Annotated in this window: 20 protein-coding genes; 8 read left to right on the forward strand and 12 right to left on the reverse strand. The window is 34.8% G+C overall.

Features of this window, described 5'->3' with window-relative positions:
* Positions 1-85: 85 nt before the first annotated feature.
* The 9 genes from HNP25_RS04840 to ygiD all read right to left on the reverse strand — a co-directional run bounded on the left by HNP25_RS04840 (position 86) and on the right by ygiD (position 8804).
* Positions 86-667, reverse strand: a complete 582-nt coding sequence (locus tag HNP25_RS04840; protein WP_184131135.1) for a hypothetical protein — start codon at positions 665-667, stop codon at positions 86-88.
* 76 nt (positions 668-743) lie between these two features.
* Complete coding sequence (locus tag HNP25_RS04845) at positions 744-1961, reverse strand: tyrosine-type recombinase/integrase (RefSeq protein ID WP_184131137.1); 1218 nt, start codon at positions 1959-1961, stop codon at positions 744-746.
* Between the two features lie 41 nt (positions 1962-2002).
* Positions 2003-3268 carry a site-specific integrase gene (locus HNP25_RS04850; protein ID WP_184131139.1) on the reverse strand — a complete coding sequence of 422 codons (1266 nt, stop codon included), beginning with the start codon at positions 3266-3268 and terminating at the stop codon, positions 2003-2005.
* Between the two features lie 21 nt (positions 3269-3289).
* Entirely contained in the window at positions 3290-3640 is a 351-nt protein-coding gene (locus HNP25_RS04855; protein WP_184131141.1) for a helix-turn-helix domain-containing protein, read from the reverse strand.
* Positions 3641-3899: 259 nt separating this feature from the next.
* Positions 3900-5258 (reverse strand): tRNA uridine-5-carboxymethylaminomethyl(34) synthesis GTPase MnmE, encoded by a 1359-nt coding sequence (mnmE, locus tag HNP25_RS04860; protein WP_184131143.1) that lies wholly within the window; start codon positions 5256-5258, stop codon positions 3900-3902.
* A 104-nt stretch (positions 5259-5362) separates the two neighbouring features.
* The gene (locus HNP25_RS04865; protein WP_184131145.1) at positions 5363-5647 is read right to left on the reverse strand and encodes an SCP2 sterol-binding domain-containing protein; all 285 of its coding nucleotides are present in this window, start codon (positions 5645-5647) and stop codon (positions 5363-5365) included.
* A gap of 277 nt (positions 5648-5924) precedes the next feature.
* On the reverse strand, positions 5925-6785 hold the full coding sequence (locus HNP25_RS04870) for a dienelactone hydrolase family protein (RefSeq protein ID WP_184131148.1): 861 nt from the start codon (positions 6783-6785) through the stop codon (positions 5925-5927).
* A gap of 156 nt (positions 6786-6941) precedes the next feature.
* Entirely contained in the window at positions 6942-7868 is a 927-nt protein-coding gene (gene queG, locus HNP25_RS04875; RefSeq protein ID WP_184131151.1) for a tRNA epoxyqueuosine(34) reductase QueG, read from the reverse strand.
* A gap of 105 nt (positions 7869-7973) precedes the next feature.
* Positions 7974-8804 carry a 4,5-DOPA-extradiol-dioxygenase gene (gene ygiD, locus HNP25_RS04880; protein WP_221432408.1) on the reverse strand — a complete coding sequence of 277 codons (831 nt, stop codon included), beginning with the start codon at positions 8802-8804 and terminating at the stop codon, positions 7974-7976.
* Positions 8805-9060: 256 nt separating this feature from the next.
* On the opposite strand from ygiD, the gene HNP25_RS04885 reads away from it, so the two are divergent.
* From HNP25_RS04885 to HNP25_RS04895, 3 genes are all read left to right on the forward strand, one after another.
* Positions 9061-10491 carry a circularly permuted type 2 ATP-grasp protein gene (locus HNP25_RS04885; protein ID WP_184131156.1) on the forward strand — a complete coding sequence of 477 codons (1431 nt, stop codon included), beginning with the start codon at positions 9061-9063 and terminating at the stop codon, positions 10489-10491.
* Between the two features lie 232 nt (positions 10492-10723).
* Positions 10724-11728, forward strand: a complete 1005-nt coding sequence (locus tag HNP25_RS04890) for a beta-ketoacyl-ACP synthase III (protein WP_184131159.1) — start codon at positions 10724-10726, stop codon at positions 11726-11728.
* Between the two features lie 233 nt (positions 11729-11961).
* On the forward strand, positions 11962-13290 hold the full coding sequence (locus HNP25_RS04895) for a rhamnogalacturonidase (protein ID WP_184131162.1): 1329 nt from the start codon (positions 11962-11964) through the stop codon (positions 13288-13290).
* A 90-nt stretch (positions 13291-13380) separates the two neighbouring features.
* On the opposite strand, the gene HNP25_RS04900 is transcribed toward HNP25_RS04895, so the two are convergent.
* On the reverse strand, positions 13381-13812 hold the full coding sequence (locus HNP25_RS04900) for a VOC family protein (RefSeq protein WP_184131165.1): 432 nt from the start codon (positions 13810-13812) through the stop codon (positions 13381-13383).
* Between the two features lie 342 nt (positions 13813-14154).
* Here HNP25_RS04900 and HNP25_RS04905 point away from each other — a divergent pair, with 342 nt between their 5' ends.
* On the forward strand, positions 14155-15408 hold the full coding sequence (locus tag HNP25_RS04905) for an MFS transporter (RefSeq protein ID WP_184131168.1): 1254 nt from the start codon (positions 14155-14157) through the stop codon (positions 15406-15408).
* A gap of 54 nt (positions 15409-15462) precedes the next feature.
* Here the strand turns inward: HNP25_RS04905 and HNP25_RS04910 are convergent, their stop codons facing one another.
* Positions 15463-16236: an AMP nucleosidase gene (locus tag HNP25_RS04910; RefSeq protein ID WP_184131171.1), complete on the reverse strand. Its 774-nt coding sequence runs from the start codon at positions 16234-16236 to the stop codon at positions 15463-15465.
* Positions 16237-16337: 101 nt separating this feature from the next.
* Between HNP25_RS04910 and HNP25_RS04915 the strand changes: the two genes are divergently transcribed.
* The 4 genes from HNP25_RS04915 (at position 16338) to HNP25_RS04930 (ending at position 21009) form a co-directional block, all read left to right on the forward strand.
* A complete protein-coding gene (locus HNP25_RS04915; RefSeq protein WP_184131174.1) occupies positions 16338-16781 on the forward strand; it encodes a type I restriction enzyme HsdR N-terminal domain-containing protein in 444 nt (147 codons plus the stop codon).
* 65 nt (positions 16782-16846) lie between these two features.
* On the forward strand, positions 16847-18499 hold the full coding sequence (pafA, locus tag HNP25_RS04920) for an alkaline phosphatase PafA (protein WP_184131177.1): 1653 nt from the start codon (positions 16847-16849) through the stop codon (positions 18497-18499).
* Positions 18500-18614: 115 nt separating this feature from the next.
* A complete protein-coding gene (locus HNP25_RS04925; RefSeq protein ID WP_184131180.1) occupies positions 18615-19928 on the forward strand; it encodes a UDP-glucose dehydrogenase family protein in 1314 nt (437 codons plus the stop codon).
* Positions 19929-20028: 100 nt separating this feature from the next.
* A complete protein-coding gene (locus tag HNP25_RS04930) occupies positions 20029-21009 on the forward strand; it encodes a UDP-glucuronic acid decarboxylase family protein (RefSeq protein WP_184131183.1) in 981 nt (326 codons plus the stop codon).
* Between the two features lie 90 nt (positions 21010-21099).
* On the opposite strand, the gene HNP25_RS04935 is transcribed toward HNP25_RS04930, so the two are convergent.
* Positions 21100-22503 carry a tetratricopeptide repeat protein gene (locus HNP25_RS04935; RefSeq protein WP_229202793.1) on the reverse strand — a complete coding sequence of 468 codons (1404 nt, stop codon included), beginning with the start codon at positions 22501-22503 and terminating at the stop codon, positions 21100-21102.
* Positions 22504-22512: the final 9 nt, after the last annotated feature.

A 22512-nucleotide genomic window follows, 5' to 3' on the forward strand; every position in this document is an offset into this window, starting at 1 on the left:
AAAATTATGTAGCACGAATCATTTGAAGTGGTTGGAAGTGGTTGGATATTTTTTAAAATACTGATAATCAAACAAATAATTTTATCTACACTTTTTTAGATTGAATTTCATTTAATGTTTTTTTTGCATTTTCTTTAGCTATTTCATTACCTTCTAACAAAGAGATAATTTTCTCATGGTATCTTTTTGAAAATCTATGTTCTTTAATTCTATTAGGGTAATTTTTGAACTCTTCAACTTTTTCTAACAACTGAATACCACTTCCTTGTTGATAAAAATTTGCTATTCTATCAGAATTATCACGGTTAATTATTTCATTTTTATAATGAAAAAGTAGTGCTATTTCAAAATGAGTAAGCTTAACACCAACTTGTTTAGTTTTTTCGCTCACTTCCATTCTTTTTTCAAAGTGTGGTGGCGGATTATAATTTTTCAAGTGTGCCGAAGGACTATAATGTATTGGATTGTTTTTATCCTGAGAAGGATTTGTCATAGTATTCATTCTTGAAATTAGCGAAAAATCTAAATTACTTAATACATCTGACAGACTTGAGTGTTTTATGATAGAATTTACACTTTCAAATGATTCTAAAGCCTTTTTCATTTCTTCACTTCCAAGAGTCTTTTCTAATAGACTATCTAACTCATTTTTTTTCTTATCTTGCATAACACTTTTTAGTTAATGCCTTAATAGTTGCTTTGGTCGGTGAGCTATTAAGGCTTTTTCCATTCTATTGATTTTATCATTTAAAAAAGCTTACTATTACGTTTTCATCTGACCTCACACCGTATGTTTTTAATTCTTCAATTGAGGTATGTCCTATCATTTTTATAAGGTCATAGGCCGGCACTGGATTAACCTCCCTATTCAAACAATAATTAACAAATGATTTTCGCCCCGAATGAAAAGTAAACTCAAATGCTTCTGGTATTCCAATTTCATACAAAGCTAATTTCAAATATTCATTTGCTCTTTGATTACTAATCTTTGGCATGGCTTCAATAGAACCATATTTTTGAATTATGGAAAATGCAATTTCTGTTAATGGTGCGGTATATCTTGTTTTTGTTTTTTGGCGATAATCTACAATTAATCTTTTTTGAAAATCAATGTTAGAGGTTTTGAGTTTAACTTGGTCGGCATAACATATTCCCGTTACACATGAAAACAGGTACATATCTACTACTTTTTGAATACGTTCACTATAAAACTCATGCTTGTAAAGCTGTAAAATTTGTTCATAGTTCAAATGTCTTAAATCAGTATCATAATGTTTAGGGGTTTTTACTTCAAATATTGGATTTTTATCAATTAAACCAACTTCCACGCCATAGTTAAGAACTACTTTAATTCTCATTATATATTTATTTGCCGATGAATCAGTATTGTTAAAATTTGCAATTAACCACCTTTTAAGGTTGCTAACAAAAGCTCTATTAATCATCCCCACCGACAAAGGAGTATTTGTTTCAGTAGAAAATTGTTTTATTTTTTCAAATTTGTACCTATAATCCCTGAAAGTATTATGAGCTAATTTTTGATAGTTGATTGGCACTCTTTGTTCTTGGTTACTCAAGAAATCTTCAAATAAAGTATCCAGAGTTATCATTTTTTTAGATTGAAGCTTACATTTGTTTTTCAGTGCTTTTTCAAACTCATTCTTCAATAATTGACCTGTCAAACAAATTTCTTCCTTGTTGTAATATCTTACAACCTCATTTATCAAGTCTTTTGATGCTTCAAACCTTTCAATAAGTCCCTCTATATCTTTGTTATTGTCTGGATTTTTAAGAGTCTTAGTATCATTGCACCAATTTTTTTCTAAGTCAATTTTTACTCCAGTTGTACCAAGCTCAACCAGTTCTCCATTCACTCTTGCACGTAAATGAATTGTATGTTTTCCCGAATTATCTCTTGAAGGACGAAGATTATAATATCTTTTAACCGTGTTAATTATCATAACTGTAAATAGTTTATTTAGGATGAATCTTTATTTTTAATTTATAAATCTAACTGAATTGCATTACTGGCTTTTCGTTTAGTTTCATCTACAATCTTAGCATACACTTGTGTAGTCTTTAAATCTCTATGCCCTAACATTTTACTAACAGTATAAATATCAGTGCCATTGACCAATTGTAAAGTTGCAAAAGTGTGTCTAAAGCCATGAAACCCCAAACCCTTATTGATTCCTGCTTTCTCCAACCATTTCGGAAGCAAGTACACAACTTTAGAATATTTCAAGCCTTTAAATACTATCTGTTCATCTTTTGTACGTTCTCCAAGTAAATGATAAGCTTGATTAGAAATTGGATGATTATCCTCAACTAATTTTGTTTTTTGTTGAGTAAACCGAATGTAAGCCCCTTCGTTTTCATCCAAATACACGTTACTCCATTTTAAGTTTTTTATGTCAATGAATCTTAGACCCGTCAATGCAGAAAACAAACAAACCCTTTTTAACAAATCATCTTCAAATTGTGTGTTTGCAAGACGTTTAAGCTCTTCCATACTCAAAAATTCCCTACTTGTTTCAAGTGTCGGAATGATGTCAATTTTATTGTTTAGTGGCTCATTTATTACGCCATCTTTGTAAGCTTGCTTCAAACAAGCCTTTAGTTTATTAAAGTACGATACCGCTGAATTTTGTGATAATGTAAACTTGGTACTTTTACGGCTTGGTGCTTTTAATAGGTACTCTTTGAAGTCATTACAAAACCTTTCGTTTAATTGTCTTACTTGCAAAGTTCCACCCGTAAAAGCTTCCAAATAGTGTAAACAGCTAATCCAATTATCTGAATTACTCCCTTTTCGCTTATGAGCCATACTTTTAAAATATTTGATAAAGTCAATCGACAATCTTCTTTCCTCTTCCTTTTCCAATAATTTTCTTTTTGCTTGTTCTGCCTCTTCTTTTTCAAGCATTTGTTCAAATCTTTCGTGTGACTTTGAAAATTTCTCACTTGGATTCAACTCATTTTCTCTTGTGTTTCTAATCTGTTGAGCGGTATTGAGCGTTTCTAAATTCTTTTCACGCTCTAAGTTTATTTTTAACTGTGCAAGTGCATCTAATTTATTTATTTGTCTATCTGTCAGTTTTTCAGAATTAGCAGAATGATAGAGGTACAAGCCCAAAAACTCCCTTCGAGTACTCTTTCCATCTTCCCCCTTAATAGCTGGATAAAAATCAAGATATAAGCTTTCACGACTTCCTGATATACTTTTTTTTCTTAGCGTCACTTTAATAGCTTTACTTTTAGTACTCATAATCTGCGGTTAGTTATTTAATCAAAAAATCTTATCAATGTCAATTCGTCTTATTCTCGTTATTCTTTGCCCTAAATTAATTGCACTTAATTTTCCTGTATTAATCAGATTATAGACCGTCTTAGTTGATGCGTTCAATAATTTGGCTGTCTGTTTAGCAGTCAAAAATTCTAACTTATTTATTTCTTCAATTGGCTTTTTATTGACCTCCTTTGTTTTTGACACACTGGCACTAATTTTAATATTACGCTGATTTTCCTTGTAGGCTCTGCTATTACACTTGTGCGAGCAGTATTTTGTCTTTGTGGTTTTAGCTAAAAAATCACATCCACAATAAAGGCAAACACGTTGAATATTGATGTTTGATGACATATTTACACCTCGTTCCAAGAGGTATTTAAGGTTATTTAGATAGAAATAAGGGTATTTAAGTGAAGTTATTTCGCCAATTCTTCATTTATAACTACGAAAATATGCAATTTTAGAACACGAGGTACAAATAAGGTACAAAAAATCAATAATAATATAGAAATATCTATAAATACTAATAAATGCAAATAAATAAAAAACCCCCTAAAAACAGCAAATAAAGCCATTTTAAGGAGGTTTTCTATTATTTTGAAATTATATTCTACTTTCCAATACAAAACTTAGAAAATATATTCGCTAATAAATCATCAGTAGTAATTTGTCCTGTGATTTCGCCTAAGTGGTGGAGAGCAAAACGGATGTCTTGGGCAAGGAAATCGCCTGTGACGCTTTGGTCTAAACCTTGCAAAACGTTTTCTAATGCTCCGTTGGTTTGTAATAAATGTTGATAATGGCGGAGGTTGGTCACCACCGTATCGCCTGCTTTTATTTCTTTAGTTTTTACTTTTCTGACCAAAGTATCTTTTAATACCTCAATATTTTTGTTTTCAGAGGCAGAAATCCAAAGGATAGCTGGATAAGTAGCTTCAAAATCGGCTTTTTGTGTAGCGGATAATTTATCTACTTTGTTACCGACCAAAATATACGGTGCATTAAATTCCGTAATTTGTTGGGCTATTTCAGTAAGTTGAATTTCGGAAGCATCAAACAAATAGACAATTAAACTGGCTTTGTCCATTTGTTGTAAAGTACGTTCTACACCAATGGCCTCGATGGTATCGGTAGTTTTGCGTAAACCTGCCGTGTCAATCAATCGGAAACGAATGCCTTCGATAAATAATTCATCTTCAATCACATCACGAGTTGTGCCTGCAATGTCTGAAACAATGGCTTTTTCTTCGTTTAATAAACGATTCAACAAAGTAGATTTTCCTGCATTGGGTTTTCCTGCAATCACAGTCGGCACGCCATTTTTGATAACATTCCCCATTTCAAAACTATCAATCAAAGGAATGAGTACTTGTTGAATTTTAAAGATTAACTGACGTAAATCATCACGGTCGGCAAATTCTACGTCTTCTTCGCCAAAGTCTAATTCCAGTTCTATCAAAGAGGCGAAGTGAATTAAGGCTTCACGAAGTTGGGCAATTTGCTTTGAAAATCCTCCTCTGATTTGATTAATAGCAGTTTGGTGAGACGCTTCTGAGTCGGAAGCAATTAAATCAGCAACGGCTTCTGCTTGGGCAAGGTCTAATTGTCCGTTCAAAAAAGCACGTTGGGTAAATTCTCCCGGATTTGCCAATCTTGCTCCTTCACGGAGGATTAATTTTAAGATTTTCTGAATGATAAAATCCGAACCGTGACAAGAAATTTCGATGGTATCTTCACGAGTATAAGAAGAAGGAGCTTTGAAAAGTGAAACCAGTACTTCATCAATAATGGTTTGGTTATCTCTGATTGTCCCGAAATGAATGGTATGTGAAGCTTGTTTTTCAAGGTTTTTACCTTTGAAAATTCTATTAACAATCGGAAAAGTTTCTGGCCCAGAAACACGAATTACGCCAATTGCTCCAATGCCTTGAGCAGTAGCTAAGGCACAAATTGTATCTTGATTAAACATGAATTTGTAACACGATTTGATTTTGCGACCGCTCGCAATCGTGGTTTGAGTGAACATTTGAGCCGATTGCGAGAAGTCGCTTCGAGCCAAATCGTATTACAAATTTAAAACAAATCCTTCAATTTCATGGCAATACCCATATCACCAGTAATTTTTAGTTTGCCAAACATAAAAGCAGTCATCGGATTCAAATCGCCAGACATCAAGCCTTGTAAATCTTTTAAGCTAACGCCGATAGTACAATCTGCGGCATCGTCGGCATTACTTACACTTCCGTCTGCTCCGATTAAAATACTTCCTGCATCCGTAGCAAATTTAATAGATGAGCCTAAACCACCTTTGGCAGCCGCCAAAGCGGTAATTTTTTGTGTTAATTCTTGAAAATTCATGTTGTTGAGATTATGGTAGTGATTGGTAAATAGTGATTGGTGATTAGTATTTCAATCAACTAATTATCAATTACTTAATGGAAATAAAAGGTTTCTTGAAATGTATTGTTTAATAAATAAATCCAATATATTTATACATAAGGTCAAAGCTTATTGCTTACTGCCTACCAAGAATTTAATTTTAAAAGCTGATGACTGAAAGCTCAAGGCTCGAAGCTCGAAGCTCGCAGCTGACGACTGAAAGCTGACAGCTCAAGGCTCATAGCTCACAGCTAAATTACGAAATCGTCTCCTTAAATACCCTCAAAGTAGCATCCCAAGCTTTTTTCGCTACTTCCGCATTATAACGAGTAGGAGCGGTATCATTGTTGAAAGCGTGTTGAGCACCTTCATATACATAAAGTTCGTATTTTGTACCAGCTGCTTTTAGGGCCGCTTCGTAAGCAGGAATACCAGCATTGATGCGTTCGTCTAAGCCTCCATAATGTAATAAAACTTTTGCTTTGATTTTGGGAACATCCGCCGCTTCGGGCTGGCGACCGTAATATGCTACTGCTGAATTAAGCGTTGGTGAATTGACAGCCAATTGATTTGCCAAAGCACCACCCCAACAAAAACCTACGCAACTGGTTTTGCCATTACTTTTAGGTAAAGATTTTAAGTAATCAAATCCTTTCAAGAAGTTATTGGTATTTTTTTGAGGTTCGATTTTACTAAATAAATTTCTTGCTTCGTCTTCGTTTTCTGGTGTGCCGCCAAAAGGTGAAAGAGCATCCACCGCCAAGGCATAGTAACCTGCTTTCGCCACTCTTCGAGCTACGTCTTTGGTGTGCGGGTTCAAGCCACGGTTTTCGTGAATGATGATTACTGCCCCAATTTTTCCTTTGATTTTTTTAGGTTGAGCCAAATAAGCTTTCATCGTACTGCCATCACCTTCATAAGTAACGTCTGATACTTCTATGTCTTCGTCATTTTCTTGAATCGTTGCGGCATTGGCGTAATTTACTTCTAACAAAGGTAAAACAGTAAGAGCGGCTACTGTACTTCCTGTTAGTTTAACAAGACGTTTAATGAAATCTTCACGGCTCAAAGGCTTATGAGTATATTCATCGAAAAGGTTAATAATTTCCTGATTCATAGTAAGTTGTTTTATTGGATTTCAGCTTTCGGTCGTCGGATTTCGGGCTTTAGCTTTTGTGTTAACAGCAAATCTAAAAGTCAAATCCGATGACTGAAGTCCGAAAGCAAAAGGCTGACAGCCGATGTCCGAAAGCCAATACCAAAGCTAATATAATTACTTTAAAAACTCTATATTCCTTTTTAGACCAACGTACTTTGTACGCTTTAAAGGTGATTTTCTAAAGATGGTTTGGAACACTTCTTCAGTGATTTCTTCCCAATCATTTTTAGTAAAATTCGCTAAATCGGGGTGGAGATTAAACTGTGGTTCTTGATGGGGTTTTGAAAAACGATTCCAAGGACAAACATCTTGGCAGATGTCACAACCGAAAAACCAATTTTCAAACTTATTCTGTACTTCTACGGGAATGGCTTCTTTCAATTCAATGGTATAATAACTAATACATTTAGAGCCATCAACCACATAAGGTTCAATGATGGCATCCGTTGGACAAGCTTCAACACAACGAGTACAAGTACCACAATAATCTTTTACGGGGCCGTCGGGTTCTAGTGGCAAATCCAAAATTAATTCTGCAATAAAAAAGAAACTCCCTTGTTTTTTATTGATGAGATTACTGTTTTTACCAATCCAACCTAAACCTCCTTTTTTCGCCCAAGCTTTATCCATTACTGGTGCAGAATCTACAAAAACTCTTCCTCCAACTTCTCCAATCTCTTCTTGAATGTACTCTAAAAATGCTTTTAGTTTCTCTTTTACCACAAAATGATAATCTGTACCATAAGCGTATTTTGAAAGTTTTAAATCATTTACACCTTCGGGTAATCTTTGAGAAGGATAATAATTAAAAAGCAAAGAAACCACCGACTTGGCATCGTCCACCAATAATCGTGGGTCGAGGCGTTTGTCGAAATGGTTTTCCATGTACTGCATTTTGCCCTGATGATTTGCTTTTAGCCAATTTTCTAGTCTTGGTGCTTCTTCTTCCAAAAATCCAGCTTCAGAAATGCCACAAAAATCAAAGCCTAATTCTTTGGCTTTTTGTTTAATTAAGAAAGAATATTGGGCTTTGTTAATCATTTATGAAGTAATCAATACAATTTAAGCAACGTTTTCATTTATCTTAAACAATTGGTAAAAGCAATTTGAAATACTAATTACCAATCACTATTTACTAATCACTACCTAAGCAATTTTTACAGAAGTCATCGTCAGAGAACCACCCACTGGCACATCGTTGAAAAAGCTAGCTTCTTCGTTTTTCTCTTGCATTCCTAAAATATATAATAAAGGATAGTAGTGGTCGGGTGTAGGAATTGCCAATTTAGCGGCTTGTCCCATACTTTCGTAATTTATTAAGTCTTTATGATTTCTTTCTGTGATATTCTTTTTGAATTTTTCATTCATTTCAATCGCCCAATCATAGCCATAAGTACTATTTATTTTCTGAAAATCTACCATTCTTAGATTATGCACCATATTTCCACTTCCAATAATTAGTACTCCTTTTCTACGCAATGTGGCTAATTCTTGTGCTAATTCATAATGATATTGTGGCGACTGATGATAATCGATACTCAATTGTAAAATCGGAATATTGGCTTTTGGATAGATATGACGAATGATTGTCCAAGTTCCATGGTCTAAACCCCAATCATGGTCTAAATGAACTCCTGTTTTTGTAATGAGTTTCTGAGTTTCTTCTGCTATGGCTGGGCTACCAATGGCTGGATATTGTACATCAAATAACGCTTTAGGAAAACCACCAAAATCATGAATTGTTCTAGGTTTTTCCATAGCAGTTACAAAAGTACCTCTTGTAAGCCAATGTGCCGAAATACATATTACCGCAGTTGGTTCAGGAAAATCTTTCGCTAAAGTTGCCCATTGCTGACTGAACTGATTATTTTCGATACCATTCATCGGAGAACCATGCCCTATAAATAATAATGGAGTCTTTTGTTCTTGTTGTGATAATTGCTCAGAAAATACTTTTAACGTTCCTAATGCTGACATGGCTAATACCCCAGTGGTGGCTTTTATAAATGTTTTACGATTCATTTTTAAAAAATACTATATTTTATCCAACGAATTGAATCAATACTAAGTTCAAAGCGTAAATTAGCATGAAAATCGATAAGTAATTTTACTCATTTTTTAAGAAATTTTGTCAATATTGCCATTTTCAGAATTTTCTTTGGGAAAACAATTTTGAAGCACAGCATTATTTTTTTAAATTAGGGTAATAACAACTAATAAATATCCAAAGCCTATGAATTTTAGTTTTGACAACTACCAAACCGAAGGCTTCTTCGATGAAATGTTTGATGCACAAGGTAATGTGCGTATGGGTTACGAAGCATTTAAGGAACGGGTAGAACAGTTAAAGATTGAAGAGTTTACTCGTCGCCACCAAGCAGCCGAACGTTCGCTGATGGCAATGGGTATTACATTCAATGTTTATTCGGAAAATGAAGGAACAGAACGCATTATGCCTGTTGATATTATTCCCCGAGTAATTGAAGCTGAAGACTGGAAAAAAACCGAAAAAGGGTTAATACAACGTATTACAGCTTTGAATATGTTTTTGGATGATATTTATCACGACCAAAAAATATTGAAAGACGGTATCATTCCTCGTGAATTAATCGAAACTTCAAAAGACTTTTTGCGTCCTTGTGTGGGGATTCGTCCACCAAAAGGCATTTATATTCACATTACTGGTACGGATTTAATCCGTGGTGATGACGGAAAGTTTATGGTTTTGGAAGACAACCTCCGCTGTCCATCAGGTGTTTCTTACATGCTTGAAAACAGAGAACTACTAAAACGTACTTTCCCTGAAGTATTGGGTAAAACCAGAGTGCAATCTATTTCTGATTATCCAAACAAATTGTTGCAGATGTTACAACACATCAGCGACCGTCCAAATCCTACGGTTTGTGTATTGACTCCGGGAATTTATAATTCAGCTTACTTTGAACATTCGTACTTAGCACAACAAATGGGTGTTGAATTGGTAGATGCCAGAGATTTAGTCGTGCATGATGGTTATGTGAAAATGAGAACCACTAAAGGTTTTCAAATTGTAGATGTAATTTATCGTAGAATTGACGATACTTTCTTAGATCCAAAAGCATTCAATCCTGATTCATTAATTGGTATTCCAGGGATTTTTGATGTGTATAAAAAAGGTAGAGTTGCTTTAGCGAATGCACCCGGAACAGGCGTTGCTGATGATAAAGTAATTTATGCTTACGTACCAAGAATCATCAAGTATTATTTAGGCGAAGACCCAATCATTCCAAATGTTGAAACTTTTATTTGTGGTGAGGAAGCTGATTGCAAATATGTGTTAGAAAATATTGAGAAATTGGTAGTAAAAGAAGCCAATGAAGCGGGTGGTTATGGTATGTTGATTGGACCAAAATCAACGAAAGAAGAACAAGAAATCTTTAAAGCACGTATCAAAGCAAATCCAAGAAATTATATTGCTCAACCTACGATTTCACTTTCAAGAGTTCCATGTTTGATTGATGATCACTCAGAAGGCAGACACGTTGACTTACGTCCATACATACTTTATGGAGATGGCGTAAAAGTAATTCCGGGCGGCTTAACCCGTGTAGCATTGCGCAAAGGCTCTTTAGTAGTAAATTCATCACAAGGTGGAGGTTCTAAAGATACTTGGGTATTGTATTAACAAGATTGCTCCTAAAATTTTTGAAAAGGCAAGCTTAACGGCTTGCCTTTTTTATTTTTCTATCATTTTAATTAACATTTTAGCAGTATTCGTCCAATAACTTTATAAATCAAATGGTAGCGAACTGTGAACATTTCCAGTACCTTGAACCACTACTTTCCTTTATTTTATTAATATAATCTAATATTTTCACGAATATTCATAATTTTGGCTTGTATTTAAACATTCAATTATGCTTTACTCAAGAATTACAGGTATCGGACATTACGTGCCTGAAAACATCATCAGCAATCAACATTTAGAAACATTAATGGATACTTCGGACGCTTGGATTACAGAACGAACGGGTATCAAAGAGCGACGATACTTTACTTTAGGAAAAGATACCAACGCTTCAATGGCTACAGAAGCTGCTAAAATTGCCATTGAAAGAGCTGGAATTAGTGCAGAAGACATTGACTTCATTGTTTATGCTACCATCACCCCTGATTATTATTTCCCTGGGCCCGGTTTTGTGATGCAAAGAAATTTAGGGATTCAAAATGCTGGAGTACTTGATATCAGAGACCAATGTTCTGGATTTATTTATGCTTTATCTACAGCAGACCAATTTATTCGTTCTGGAATGTATAAAAACATTTTAGTAATAGGAGCTGAAATTCAATCTACTTTCCTAAATCCAAGTAATGAAGGCAGAGGCGTGGCTGTAATTTTTGGAGATGGAGCAGGTGCTGTTGTTTTACAAGCCACTGAAGATGAAAACCACAGAATACTTTCAACGCATTTACATGCAGATGGTAGATACGCAGAAGACCTTTACGTAAAAGAGCCAAGCAGTAGCAGCAGTGCTGGTAGATTTTATGATAATTTAATTAATGACAAAACAAGTGGAGATGTAATTATGAATGGAAATGCTGTTTTTAAACATGCCGTAGTGCGTTTTCCAGAAGTAATTCGTGAAGCTTTGGATAAAAATAGCTTAAAAGCAGCAGATATTGATTTGTTGGTTCCTCATCAAGCTAATTTGAGAATCTCAGAATATGTACGCCAACAAATGGGATTGCCAGAAGAAAAAGTCATGAATAATATTCAAAAGTATGGTAACACAACAGCAGCTTCGATTCCAATAGCCCTTTGTGAAGCATGGGAAACGGGTAGAATAAAAGATGGAGATTTAGTATGTTTAGCCGCTTTTGGTAGTGGATTTACTTGGGGCTCAGCGTTGATTCGTTGGTAAATAATACGCTGGTTTAAATAGCTTTTGAGAGGAATTAGTATATTTTAACTTAATTTTTTCTGTAAGAATTCAGTCATTAAATAAGCTATCTGATTGAAGTGTTTAAAACGAACAATTTGATTGGATTAATTTACTGCCAAATATACCCTAAGGAACAGGAAGGAAGAATCAGTAAATCATATCAAGTTGCAGCTTCATTCTCAAGCAGGTGGTTAAATCCATGAATATTTAATATGAAAAAACTGATTCTTACACTGGCGTGTTTAATATTGGGATACACGCAGACGGTAGCACAAAAGACGGCTAAAGCCACTTTTCCTGATGGTAGCCCAATAACTAGTTGGTTTACAACCAATAAAAAAGTAAGCCTTGCCCAGCTTGGTAAAGCGTATATCATTACAGACTTTGGCGTTAAACAAGATAGTACTCTTGTACAAACGGTACTTATTCAAAAAACCATTGATGCGGCAGCTGAAAAAGGCGGAGGCGTAATCGTAATTCCGAAAGGGACTTTTATGAGTGGTGCTTTGTTTTTCAAACCCAAAACGCATTTGTATGTATCTGAAGGTGCTGTATTGAAAGGTTCAGATAATATTGCGGATTATCCTAAAATGCCTTCACGCATGGAAGGACAAAGTTTAGATTATTTCACAGCTTTGGTAAATGCTTATAGAGTAGATGGCTTTACGATTTCTGGGAAAGGAACGATTGATGGGAACGGATTACACTATTGGGAAGCTTTTTGGGCTAGGCGTAAAGAAAACCCCAATTGTACTAACTTAGAAGTTTCTCGTCCTCGATTGGTATTTATTTGGCAGTGTAATAACGTACAAGTACAAGATGTAAAGTTGCATAATTCGGGTTTTTGGACTAGTCATTATTATCAATGTAAAAATGTGAAAGTATTGGATGTTCATATTTACTCACCATACAAGCCCGTAAAAGCACCAAGTACCGATGCTATTGATATTGATGTTTGTAACAATGTACTTATTAAAGGCTGTTATATGTCGGTCAATGATGATGCGATTGCTTTGAAAGGCGGCAAAGGTCCTTGGGCAGACCGTGTACCAAATAACGGAGCTAATACAAATATCATCATCGAAGATTGTGAGTTTGGCTTTTGTCATTCGGCACTTACTTGTGGTAGTGAGGCTATTCATAACCGTAATATTATCATGCGTAATTGTCATGTTAATGAAGCAACTAGAATTCTATGGTTAAAAATGCGACCAGATACGCCACAACTTTACGAGTATATTAGTTTGGAGAATATCAAAGGGCAAGCCCATAGTTTATTGTATGTAAAACCTTGGAAACAATTCTTTGATTTGCAAGGACGCTCAGATGTGCCAATTTCATATTCAGACCACGTGAGCCTGAAAAACATTGAAGTAAAATGTGATATTTTCTATGATGTAGCCATTTCAGAATATGATAAGTTATCAAACTTTAGTTTTGAAAACTTTACTGTTGAAAGTAAAAATGCTTCAATTGATAAAAGCGTAGTAAAGGGCTTTACTTTAAAGAATGTGAAAGTGAATAATAAAATGGTAGATTAAGTATTAGAGATGTGTTATAATCAAAAGAGCCTTTGCATTCAGCAAAAGCTCTTTTGATTTTATATCATTTTTAACAGAAAAATATCAGAATTATACAGCTTGTTCAGCAGTATCGTAATTTACCATCCATTGAATGCCGAATTTATCAACAAACATTCCGAAGTAAGCACCCCAAAAAGTATCTTGTAATGGCATTGTTATTTGTCCACCAGCCGAAAGTCCATCAAATAAAGCGGTAGCTTCTTCTTTAGATTCGGCATTGATTGAAATTGAAAAATTACTCCCAAAAGTAACTAAACCATGTGTTTCTGAAGTATCACTGCCCATTAAAACATGGTTGTCACCAATAGGTAAAGTAACGTGCATGATTTTTTCACCTTCACTTTCAGACAGAGGTTCTTCTGAGGGAGCATCTTTAAAGCGTCCAATGTATGAAAACTCAACGCCAAATACAGATTTGTAAAAATTAAAAGCTTCTTCGCAGTTGCCATTGAAGACTAAATAAGGAGTAATTGTTGCCATGATTATTTGTTATAAAAGGTTATTTGAAAGAATTGATTTTGGCTTTGCCAAGCCTTTTTCTACATTGAAAAACAACATCATTAAATAGATTGCTGAGGAGTATCTTCTTTAAACTCCTTCTTGAAGATTTTATCTAAACCGAGTTTTAGGATTCAATTAAAAAAACAAAAATAAGATAAAGCTTTGATTATCAAAGGATAGATTATGGCAATTTCAGGGTAAATCCCGACAAAATATTACTGTTTATAAATTTGGGAGAGATTTGCTGAATAGAAACCGTATTTAGTCCTTTAGAAGATTAGATTTTGTATTTTTGTAAAATACAATCCATATTAATTGAAGATGACACAACCAACAGAAAAAGTTTTTTCACCTTATCAGGTTTTTATGATTGCCATTTTGGCATTTATTCAGTTTACGGTGATTTTAGATTTTATGGTATTGTCGCCATTAGGAGCGATTTTGATGCCGACTTTAAAAATAACTACTTCACAATTTGGTTTTGTTGTTTCTGCTTATGCTTTTAGTGCTGGTGCATCTGGATTATTGGCAGCAGGTTTTGCAGATAAATTTGATAGAAAAAAATTCTTATTGTTTTTCTATGTAGGTTTTATCGTTGGAACAGCACTTTGTGCAATGGCAACAGATTACCACTTTTTATTATTTGCAAGAATTTTTACAGGGATTTTTGGCGGAGTAATTGGCTCGGTAGGTTTTGCCATTATTTCAGATATTTTTAAATTAGAAGTACGTGGACGAGTAATGGGTTTTGTACAAATGGCTTTTGCTGCAAGCCAAGTATTGGGTTTGCCGATTGGACTTTTGTTAGCCAATAGCTTTGATTGGCATGCACCATTCTGGATGATTGTTGGCGTAAGTATTATTGTTGGGATTGTCATTTTCTTTAAAATGAAACCTGTAACCGAACACTTAGCCATCAAAAGTGACCGTAATGCTTTTCAACATCTTGCTAAAACGATTTCAGAACCTCATTATCTCAGGGCTTTTATCGGCACAATTTTACTTTCAACAGGTGGATTTATGTTAATGCCTTTCGGAAGTGCTTATGGAACAAATAACCTAGGTTTGAAATTAGAAGAATTGCCCATTATGTATGGAGTAACAGGAGTGTTTTCAATTATTTTTGGACCAATGATTGGTAAAATGAGTGATAGATTGGGCAAATTCAATACTTTTTTCATCGGGTCAATTATCAGTATGATTTTAGTGGGAATCTATACACAATTAGGCATTACGCCACTTTGGGTAATTATCATTCTGAATGTAATACTTTTTACAGGAATTTCTGCTCGAATGATTTCATCTTCTGCTTTAATGACCGCCATTCCTTCGATGAAGGACAGAGGTGCTTTTATGAGTATCAACTCTTCGATTCAACAGATTTCGGGTGGAGTAGCTTCTTTTGTAGCGGGTTTGATTGTCGTACAAAGACCAGATGGCATTTTAGAACACTACGATATGTTGGGATACACTGTAATAGGTTCGATGTTGGTAGCCATTGGTTTAATTTATTGGGTAGATTTATATATCAAAAAACGTGAGGCTAGTAAAAGTTTGGAAGATTTAAAAGTGTAAATTTCCGTTAAAGAAATCAATAAAAAGGATTCACTGTTGGGTGAATCCTTTTTATTATTCAAATCTTAAATGTTTCACAGATTCGCCAGAATTAGCAAGTTCTACCAATGAATCTATGCCAATTTGTAAATGCTTTTCTACAAAATTGGTCGTTACTTTTTTATCACTTTCTTCCGTTTTTACGCCTTCGGGTGTCATTGGATTGTCTGAAACCAAGAGTAAAGCTCCATGAGGAATTTTATTGGCAAAACCTGCCGTAAAAATCGTAGCAGTTTCCATGTCAATCGCCATTGCTCTAATATCAGTTAAATATTGTTTGAAAGCCTCATCGTGTTCCCAAACTCTTCTGTTGGTTGTATAAACTAAGCCTGTCCAGTAATCTAATTCATGTTTTTTAATCATGGATGAAACCGAACGTTGCAAACGGAAAGAAGGAAGTGCTGGTACTTCTTTAGGCATGTATTCGTCAGAAGTTCCTTCGCCACGTACAGCGGCAATCGGTAAAATCAAATCTCCCAAACCAAGGTTTTTTTTCAAACCTCCAAATTTTCCTAAAAATAAAACTGCTTTAGGTTCAATAGCCGAAAGTAAATCCATCACAGTTGCCGCCATTGGCGAACCCATTCCGAAGTTAATGATTGAAATATTATTAGCTGTAGCACTTTGCATTGGGCGATCTTTCCCTCTGATTTCTACGTTAAATTGTTGGGCAAACATCACGACGTAATTGCTGAAATTTGTCAATAAAATGTATTGTCCGAATTCATTCAGTTGCATTCCCGTGTATCTTGGAAGCCAGTTCTCTACAATGTCTTGTTTTGTTTTCATAATTTTGATTTTAATTTGTGATTGGAAAATGGGCGATTTATATTTTATTTGCAACCTGATTCATCTCTAAAATTCATCCTTTCAAAAATTCATCAAGTATCTTGGAAAATCTAAATCTCCCACCTTATGACTACAAATTAAGGAAAGTTGATGAAAAAATCTATATTTATGACATCCTTAGGCGTAAATATATTGTACTTACTCCCGAAGAATGGGTCAGGCAGCATTTTGTACATTTCTTGATAAACCATCATCAGTATCCAAAAAGTTTAATCAAATTAGAAAGTTCATTGAAGTATAATACGCTGTTAAAACGAACTGATATTCAAGTTTATGGAAGAGATGGCAATTTGATGATGATTGTGGAATGTAAAGCACCTTATATCAAACTAACACAAAATGTTTTTAGTCAAGCTGCGGAATATAACCAAGTACTAAAAGCAGAGTATTTGACCATTACAAACGGAATGATTTATCATTGCTGTAAAACTAATTGGGAAAATAAGCACCTAGAATTTCTGAAAGATTTACCTTTATTTGTCTAAAATTTCATGTTTCAATAATTTCATACAATCTTTGCATCATTACCTTTGTGAAAAAAACCTTCAACATGTTTCCAAAAATTTCCTTATCCTTTTTGTTTTTCTTCGTTCTAACGACAGCCTTTGCTCAGAAACCTAAAACTTCAACAGCACAGACAACTTTAGCAAAACCCAAATTAGTAGTTGGTATTGTCGTTGACCAAATGCGTTATGATTATTTGTATCGATACTATGATAAATATTCAGTTGGTGGTTTTAAAAGATTAATGAGTGAAGGATTCAATTGTAGAAATAACCATTACGATTATGCGCCAACAGTAACGGCGGCTGGTCATGCAGCGATTTTTACGGGTTCTGTGCCAGCGGTTGATGGTATTATTGGTAACGAATGGTTCGACCAAAAATATAATCGCCCTGTATATTGTGTAGAAGATTCTACTGTGAAAACAGTAGGAGCAACTTCTAAAGCAGGTTTAATGTCACCTAAAAACCTATTAGTTTCAACAATTACAGACCAATTGAAAATTGCGAATGCTCATCAATCAAAAACAATTGGTATTGCGTTGAAAGATAGAGGTGCAATTTTACCAGCAGGACATACCGCAAATGGTGCTTATTGGTTTGATTCTAAAGATGGTTCTTGGATTACTTCATCTTTTTACATGAATGATTTACCGCAATGGGTAAAAGATTTTAATGCTAAAAAGATGCCTCAAAAATACATGACAGAAGGTTGGAAAACACTTTTGCCCATAGAACAATACACTGAAAGCTCAATAGATAATCAGCCTTATGAAAATAAATTGGCTGGTGAAACAAATCCAGTTTTTCCGCACGAATTAGTGGCTAGAGCGGGCGTAAATTTATTAGAAGTAATCAGAACAACGCCTTTCGGAAATACTTTAACAAAAGATTTTGCTTTAGCGGCTTTGGAAAATGAAAACTTAGGAAAAGGAAGTAAAACTGATTTTTTAACAGTAAGCTTTTCTTCAACTGACTATGTTGGTCATTCGTTTGGTCCCAATTCTATTGAAGTAGAAGACACTTATTTGCGATTAGATAAAGACATCGCTGAAATGTTAACAACTTTGGATAAAACACTTGGTAAAAATAACTATGTAGTATTTTTAAGTGCTGATCATGGTGTTGCTGACATTCCAGGTTTTTGGCAAAGTAATAAACTACCAGCAGGTATTTTTGATAGAAATAAAGCTTTAACTGAAATTAAAACAGCGTTAAAATCAGCTTTTGGAGAAGGTGAATTTATCAGAGCCGAAGAAAATTCTCAAATATATTTGAATCATGCTTTGTTAAGTGAAAAGAAATTGTCATTTTCACAAGTATATGAAGTAGTTAGAGAAACTTTGCTGAAACACGATGAAATTGCTGATGTGGTAGATTTACATAATTTAGGAAATACTACTTTACCAAACTATCAATTGAATTTTATCAAAAATGGTTATAACCCAAAAAGAAGCGGGGATATTTCTGTAGTATTAAATCCAAGTTGGTTTAGTGGTTATAAAACTGGCACAACACATGGCTCGCTTTACAGATATGATACACACGTTCCATTGTTGTTTTATGGTTGGGGAGTAAAAGCAGGAGAAACAACTGAAAGAACAAATATCTCAGATATTGCTCCAACGCTAGCAGATTTATTAAATATACTTGAACCAAATGGCAGTGTTGGAGGGATAATTTCGGGGATGAAACGATAAAAAAAATACAGTTCAAAAAGAATGGCACACTTTTAGTTACTTTATTTGGTATAATGTTGATAAAAATAAATTTAATTAGCTTAAATTACCATTCTAAATACAAAATACAAATTTTATGAAAATAGCAGTAGTCGGCACAGGATATGTAGGATTAGTAACAGGTACTTGTTTTGCAGAGACTGGTAATCAAGTAGTTTGCGTTGATATAGATGCAAACAAGGTTGAGAAGATGAAAAATGGTATCATTCCAATTTATGAGCCAGGTCTTGATGTATTATTCAACAGAAATACGGCAGAGGGTCGTTTGAAATTCACTACAGATTTAGCAGAAGGAATCAAGGATGCAAAAGTGATTTTCTTAGCTTTACCTACTCCTCCAGGTGAAGATGGTTCAGCCGATTTGAAATATATTTTGAAGGTTGCTAATGATTTAGGGCCAATTTTAGATCAATATGTAGTAGTAATCGATAAGAGTACAGTACCAGTTGGTACAGCAGAGAAAGTCCATGCTGCCATCGCCAAGAATGCTTCTACTGAATTATTTGATGTAGTATCGAATCCAGAATTTTTAAGAGAAGGTGTTGCTGTAGAAGATTTCATGAAACCCGACCGAGTAGTAATCGGTACAAGTTCAGAGAAAGCTAAAGGAGTAATGACGAAATTATATGCACCATTGGTTCGCCAAGGGAATCCTGTTATTTTCATGGACGAACGTTCAGCAGAAATGACGAAATATGCTGCGAATGCTTTCTTGGCAACTAAGATTACTTTCATGAATGAAATTGCTAATCTTTGTGAAATGGTTGGAGCGAATGTAGATGATATTCGTAGAGGAATAGGGACAGATTCAAGAATCGGTAAGCGTTTCTTGTTTGCAGGGATTGGTTACGGTGGAAGTTGTTTTCCCAAAGATGTTCAAGCATTAGAGAAGACTTCAAAAGATTCTGGCTATGAGTTTCAGATATTGAAAGCTGTAATGACTGTTAACGAAGATCAAAAGACTAAATTAATTCCACATATCAAAGCACATTTTGGTGGAGATTTGAAAGGAAAAGTATTTGGAATGTGGGGCTTGGCTTTCAAGCCATACACAGATGATATTCGTGAAGCACCAGCTTTGTATAATATCAAAGAATTGTTAGCGGAAGGAGCTATCATCAAAGCCTTCGACCCAGAGGCGATGGAGAATGTGAAAGGAGTAATTGGAGATACAATTACTTATACCAAAGGTCCTTACGAAGCTATCAAAGATGCAGATGCAGTATTAATCATGACTGAATGGCCACAATTCCGTACACCAGAGTTTGAGGTGATGGAAGTGTTATTGAAAGATAAAGTAATCTTCGATGGTCGTAATTTGTATGAATTAGAACAAATGAAGGAATTGGGATATACTTATTATTCAATTGGTAGAGAGACAGTTAAATAATTGTGATTTAGTGAATTGTGATTGAGTGATTTTTTGAAATTAATACTTCATATTAGAAATCACTCAATCACAACTCACTAAATTACTAACTATATAAAATATGAAACGAGTATTAATAACAGGTGGAGCGGGTTTCTTGGGTTCTCACCTTTGTGACAGATTTATCAAAGAAGGCTATCATGTGATAGCGATGGATAATTTGATTACTGGTGATTTGAAGAATATCGAACACCTTTTCAAATTACCGAATTTTGAATTTTACCACCATGATGTATCTAAGTTTATCCATGTACCAGGTGAATTAGATTATATCCTTCATTTTGCATCTCCAGCTTCACCGATTGACTATTTGAAGATTCCAATCCAGACATTAAAAGTTGGTTCATTGGGGATTCACAATTGCCTTGGCTTAGCAAGAGTAAAAGGAGCAAGAGTATTGATTGCTTCAACCTCAGAAGTTTATGGCGACCCAACGGTTCATCCACAACCAGAAGAGTATTGGGGAAATGTAAACCCAGTAGGGCCAAGAGGAGTTTATGATGAAGCGAAACGTTTCCAAGAAGCGATGACGATGGCTTATCATACTTTCCACGGTTTAGAGACAAGAATTGTTAGAATCTTTAATACTTATGGCCCAAGAATGCGACTGAATGATGGTAGAGTATTACCTGCATTCATCGGTCAAGCTTTAAGAGGTGAAGACCTAACGATGTTTGGCGATGGTTCACAGACAAGAGCCTTCTGTTATGTAGATGACTTGGTAGAAGGAATCTATCGTTTATTACTAAGTGATTATGCACAACCAGTAAATATTGGTAATCCTGATGAGATAACGATCAAGGAATTTGGCGAAGAGATTATCAAACTGACAGGAACAGAGCAAAAGTTAATTTCATTACCATTACCAACAGATGACCCTAAGCAACGTAAACCAGATATTACGAAGGCAAAGGCGATATTAGGTTGGGAACCTAAAGTGAGTCGTTCAGAAGGCTTGAAGATTACTTATGAATACTTCAAATCTTTATCAAAGGATGAGTTATTCAAAATGGCTAATCATAGAGATTTTGAGAAAAAATAAAACCATTTAACGATAATGGTATCAACAAAAGAACCCCGAAAAATCATCAATTTTTCGGGGTTCTTTTGTTGATAAATAGTACTTAAACCATTACTTTTTATATTGCTCAATAATTCTAAAAATTGTTTTTTGCGTTTCTAAGCTTTTAAAGTATTCAAACATCAATTCGTGACCTTCATAACTTAATACTAATGCTGTTTCTAAGTAAGTAAATGCTTCTTGAAATTTACCAGCTTTTATCAAATAAATTGAAGCACGATAATATAACTCAGCTTCTTCAGGCATAATGTCAATTGCTGAAACCATTAGTTCCGCAGCTAGATCAAAATCACCTTGTTCATGAATTATGGCAGACCACTTAATCCATGCCTCAGGATTGATAGGTTCTAATTCTGCTGATTTTTGATAAGCCTCTATACCAGTAGCAATATTCCCTAAGTTTGTTTCAGCATCAGCCATTGCTAACCAGTAATAAGCATTCTTGTCATCAAGGCTCAAGGCTTTTTTAATGAAATGAATTGCCTCCATCCATCTTTTCATTTCGCAAAGACAAATGCCTACTCCAAAATAACCATCATCCCATTCTGGGTCAAGTTGAATAGCATATTTATAGTAATGAATTGCTTCTGAAAAGCGTTCTTGGCGTTCGATACTTGCCCCTAAACAGCAATATACTTCTGGACTTATATCTTCATGTTCAAGGCAATAGCGGTAGTTTTCTTCTGCTTTAGCCCAATTACTCAAATTCATATATGAATTTCCTAAATTGAAATAAGCCGACGAGAATTTATCATTAATCGCAATAGCATATTCATAAGCATCTGCGGCTTCTTCAAACTTGGCTAGTTTTGAATAGGCAATTCCGATATTATACCAAGCATTTTCTGAAAAAGGATCAGTATCTATAAATTGTTGATAAAAGGGAAGAGATTCTTCTAGCTTACCAATTTCATCCAAACTGTTGGCTAATTCATAAAGAGCATTTTCATTTTTTATATTAGCTTCAATCGCTTGTTTAAAAGCAGCAACCGCATTATGATGTTTACCCCAACTTTGGTATGCCAAACCGATATGGAAATAAACTTCATCTCTTTCTTCGGCAATGTCCAAAATCTCAGTTAAGAGTTCAATTGCAGTTTGATAATCACCTTTCAGATTATGAATAGTACTCTTGAGGTAAATGGTATCGCTATCAGAAGGGTTAAAAATCTCTGCTTGTGTTACTATTTCTAAGGCTTCATCATGTTTACCTTGATTGGCTAGTAACTCTGCTTTACAGAGCATCAACTCTAAAGCATAGGGGTATTGTTCAAGGGCAATGTCGCAGGCTTGCATGGCATCTTCTATCTTGCCTTCTTCCATATAATGCTCTACGATTTGTTCGTAGGTATCGAGGTCGAAGAAAGAATTCTCCCTACGTTTGAGCATAGACTCAAAACGCCTCACTGAATGCAGTGTCTCTTCTTGGCGGTCTTCAAAATCTTGTTCCATCATTTTGATTGC

Origin of the sequence: Arcicella rosea, assembly GCF_014204325.1 — a bacterium.
Taxonomy (GTDB): domain Bacteria; phylum Bacteroidota; class Bacteroidia; order Cytophagales; family Spirosomataceae; genus Arcicella; species Arcicella rosea_A.